Consider the following 3,350-nt stretch of genomic DNA (forward strand, 5'->3'; position numbering starts at 1 on the left):
CCATCGCAAGACCGTGAACCTGGACAGCTTCGCAATATCGAGCAACAAACCCAGCGAAAACCCCAACGCGACAGAGCACAAGGCCAACTGGACCGTGATGGCCGCTCCTCTCAGCAGGTCGTCACCCCAGCCAGTATCGCCAAAAGAGAGCAGTTCAAACATGTCATTAGCCTCTGTGGAAAAGGGAGCCGATGGCTCCCTTCAGATCAGTAGATATCAACACCGAAGTACTTGTCGGAAATCTCGGCGTAAACGCCATTTTCGCGGATTGCCGCAAGCGCCTTGTTGAACGCGTCCTTCAGATCGTCTTCGCCTTGGCGCAGTCCAATGCCAATCTTGTCATCGATATCGATCTTGCCGCCGACCAAGTCGAAGTCGGGGTTTGACTTCAACCATTCAGTTGCAGGCAGAAAATCAGAAACCAAGGCATCTATACGCCCCGATTCAAGGTCAGAGTAAGCCGCAGTCTGGGTGTCGTACAGCTTCACATCGCCTCGCGAACCGGCTTTGTCTTCCGCCCATTCGGATGCGACGGTCGAGCGCTGGGCGCCGATGGGTTTCGTGGACACATCCTCCATCGAAAAGCCTGACCCGTTCTTTGCGACCAGCGCGATATAGTTGGAATAATATGGGTCGGTGAAGTCGATGGATTTCAAACGATCCTCGGTGATGGACATCGACGCTATGATGGCGTCGTACTTGTTGTTGACCAGACCTGGGATAATGCCGTCCCAGTCCTGCGCTACGATGACACAAGTCCGCTGCATCTCGGCGCACAGGGCGTTCGCAATGTCGACGTCAAAGCCCACCAGTTCGCCCGCTGCGTTTTTTTCGTTGAACGGGGGGTAGGCGCCCTCGGTTGCAATGCGCAGGTCTTCGGCGAAGGCGAGTCCGCCGAATGTGACGGCAAACGCGGTTGCCAGTACACTGATCTTAAGTTTCATCTTTTTTTCTCCTTGTTGGATTGTTTGCAGTCAAAGAACCTTGCTCAGAAATTTCTGACAGTTCTCTGTTTGCGGGGATTTGAACAACTCTGACGGATGTCCTTGCTCCCCTATTTTTCCCTGGTCCAGAAAGACCACATGGTTGGAAACTTCTCTGGCGAAGCCCATTTCATGCGTGACGACAATCATCGTGCGACCTTCATCGGCCAAATCACGCATTACCTGCAGGACCTCCCCAACCATTTCCGGGTCAAGCGCGGATGTCGGCTCGTCGAACAGCATGACCTTGGGGTCCAGTGCCAGCGTGCGGGCAATGGCGACGCGCTGTTGTTGCCCACCCGAAAGTTGGCTCGGATACATGTCGCGTTTAGCCGATATACCGACTCGCTCCAGCAATCGCTCGGCATTCGCGCGGGCCTCGTCTTTTGACTTCTTCAAAACCCGGAGAGGGGCTTCCATGATATTTTCGATGACGGTTAGGTGGCTCCAGAGATTGAAACTCTGAAAGACCATGCCCAGGCTCGTGCGAATGGCCCGCAATTCTTTTTCCGAGGTCACTTTCCGGACGCCGTTTTTCGGCTCGGATAACGGTAGTCGCCGCCCGGATATGTATATCTCGCCTGAGGTTGGCATTTCCAGCAGGTTCATGCATCGCAAGATTGTCGATTTGCCCGATCCCGAAGCCCCGATAAGCGAAATGACATCGTGCTCATTTGCGGTCAGGGAAACGCCTTTGATCACCTCGATCGGGCCATAGGATTTATGCAGGTTTTCAACTCGTATTATAGCATCTTCTGCCATTGTGGACCGCTCTCCCAGTTGGTTTGCGCTATTCTTTCATGCAGTTCGCGAGAACTCTAGAGTTGGCATGTCCGTAATTCAAATAGATTCAACCTGTAACCCGTCACGGCCTTTGAGACAGACGGCAATGTTTTGCTTCCAACACATGCGAAACGTTCGGAAATCAGCGCGAATCCACGTTGCCCTTAAAGCAGCGCCACCAAGAGCGGGACGAGAAGAATTGTCAGCAGCGCATTGAGGATCATTCCGATGCTGGCAAAGACGCCCGCAGTCTCGGAAATCTGAAAGGCGCGGGCTGTACCGATGCCATGCGAGGCCAGGCCAAGGGCGAAGCCTTTCGCGCGCTCGTCGCGCACCCCGCCGGCTTCCAGTATCGACGGCCCGAACGCCGCACCGAAAATGCCGGTGGAGATGGTGATAACCGCAGTCAGGCCGGGCACACCTCCCAGCCGATCCGCGATCTCCACGGCTACGGCCGCCGTCGCCGATTTCGGCGCGATCGTGGCGAGCAGCGCGTCTCCGGCCCCCATGGCGGCCGGAAGTATGATCGCGCTCGCGACGGCCACGATTGATCCGGTCACGAGAGCAAGGATCATCGGGAACCCGACCCTCCTGATCAGCCAAAATTGCCGGCAGAGCGGGACCGCCAGCAGGACGATCACGAGCGCAAGGGTCTCGTTGATCGGCTCAGCCTGCCGGAGATAGTCGTCGTACGAAATCTCTAATAAGAGCAGCAGGCACGCGACCGCGGTCGTTGCCGTCAGGACCGGATTGAGAAATGCCAGCTGGCCCGACTTTCGCCAGAGAGCTTCGGCAGCCGCATAGGCCGCAACCGTAATGCAGACGGCGAAGAGCGGCTGGCTTTGGGCCAGTGCGATCCACCCGGTCACGTTTGCACCATGCTGGCGATGCGCCGGATCAACGCCTGAAAGACCAGACCAGTTATCAGGAGCGTCACAATCGTTCCCAAAACCACTGCGGTCAGTATGAAGACCCAGGCAATGGAAATGATTTCAATGTTCGCGACCACACCCACGGCCGCAGGGACGAAGAACAACGGAAAGTAGGGCGCTGCGAAATCGAACAACTCTTCCGATCCCGGGTCCGGCCCGCCGCGGATCGCGAAAGCGATGGACAGTGCGGCAAGACCGAGCGCCGCGCCCGGAACCGGCAGCGAGAAGTGTTCGGCGATTGCGTCTCCGAGAATGAGCAAGAGGAGCAGGATGGCCACTGAGCGGGTCATTGGTTCACTCCGGTCCTGACCGGGTTCCGTCCGATTTCGGAGGCATCCCACAGATCGCGCCCAAGGGTTGGTGTTGTGTCAGTGATGATCTTTTCGCGTGACGTTGCTGTGGCTCTGCGTGGCAAGCGTTCTGGCCTCGGCATTTCTTGGGAGTTCGACTTTACACTAAGCACCCGAAACACGAGCGGCAATTCCCCGATTTTGGAGGCCGTCGCACCCGCAAGATCCGGTACAACTGAAAGCGGGTTAGCCATCGTAATTCTTTCTATTCTGCATCGATTCTGACAATCGACCTTCCACTGCATCAGAGTGGCAGATGTCCCAACCTTTAAGCGTCAATATTCCGTCTCCAGTTCGTCTAA

Annotated in this window: 5 protein-coding genes; all 5 read right to left on the reverse strand. The window is 56.3% G+C overall.

Going from position 1 to position 3,350, the window contains the following annotated elements:
* Window positions 1-206: 206 nt before the first annotated feature.
* Window positions 207-944, reverse strand: coding sequence for a transporter substrate-binding domain-containing protein (locus tag AC221Y_RS22295; RefSeq protein WP_486708494.1), 738 nt, complete (start codon window positions 942-944; stop codon window positions 207-209).
* Window positions 945-974: 30 nt separating this feature from the next.
* Window positions 975-1,745: an ABC transporter ATP-binding protein gene (locus AC221Y_RS22300; RefSeq protein ID WP_486708495.1), complete on the reverse strand. Its 771-nt coding sequence runs from the start codon at window positions 1,743-1,745 to the stop codon at window positions 975-977.
* A 185-nt stretch (window positions 1,746-1,930) separates the two neighbouring features.
* Window positions 1,931-2,635, reverse strand: coding sequence for an LrgB family protein (locus AC221Y_RS22305; protein ID WP_486708496.1), 705 nt, complete (start codon window positions 2,633-2,635; stop codon window positions 1,931-1,933).
* Window positions 2,632-2,988, reverse strand: coding sequence for a CidA/LrgA family protein (locus tag AC221Y_RS22310; protein WP_486708497.1), 357 nt, complete (start codon window positions 2,986-2,988; stop codon window positions 2,632-2,634). Before AC221Y_RS22310 ends, AC221Y_RS22305 begins: the two co-directional genes overlap by 4 nt.
* Entirely contained in the window at window positions 2,985-3,242 is a 258-nt protein-coding gene (locus tag AC221Y_RS22315; protein WP_486708498.1) for a hypothetical protein, read from the reverse strand. The genes AC221Y_RS22310 and AC221Y_RS22315 overlap by 4 nt, the downstream gene beginning before the upstream one ends.
* Window positions 3,243-3,350 lie beyond the last annotated feature (108 nt).

It is taken from the genome of Boseongicola sp. (assembly GCF_057460485.1).

Excerpts from the sequence above, each read along its gene's own strand:
- AC221Y_RS22295 (WP_486708494.1), bottom strand. The coding sequence starts at position 944 with ATGAAACTTAAGATCAGTGTACTGGCAACCGCGTTTGCCGTCACATTC.
- AC221Y_RS22310 (WP_486708497.1), bottom strand. The coding sequence starts at position 2,988 with ATGACCCGCTCAGTGGCCATCCTGCTCCTCTTGCTCATTCTCGGAGAC.
- AC221Y_RS22315 (WP_486708498.1), bottom strand. The coding sequence starts at position 3,242 with ATGGCTAACCCGCTTTCAGTTGTACCGGATCTTGCGGGTGCGACGGCC.
- AC221Y_RS22300 (WP_486708495.1), bottom strand. The coding sequence starts at position 1,745 with ATGGCAGAAGATGCTATAATACGAGTTGAAAACCTGCATAAATCCTAT.